This is a genomic window from Pseudomonas sp. 65/3-MNA-CIBAN-0223 (assembly GCF_040310425.1).
Lineage (GTDB): Bacteria > Pseudomonadota > Gammaproteobacteria > Pseudomonadales > Pseudomonadaceae > Aquipseudomonas > Aquipseudomonas gregormendelii.
In genome coordinates, this window is sequence record NZ_JBEOPV010000234.1 from 1 (window position 1) to 255 (window position 255).

Annotated in this window: 1 pseudogene; it reads right to left on the reverse strand. The window is 62.0% G+C overall.

Annotated elements, in window-relative coordinates:
• A pseudogene (locus AAEZ09_RS28710) lies at positions 1-255 on the reverse strand (cation diffusion facilitator family transporter); the annotation flags it as partial.

The window sequence follows — 255 nt, forward strand, 5'->3', positions numbered from 1 at the left end:
TGCTTGGCCTGCGCCGCGTCCATCACTTCGCGGACCTTGTCGTCCAAATGATCCGGCGCGATGCCCAATACTTCGCGCAACGCTGGGCGCAAAATCTTGAATGCCGGCGCCAGCATGCTCAGGGCCAGCAGGATCAGGATCAACGGGTCGACGTAGACCGCCCACTCGCCATAGCCCTGCGACTTTAGCAACAGCGCGGCCAGGAAGCTGATCAGCAAACCCACCGACAGCATCGCGTCCACCAGCCAGCTGATG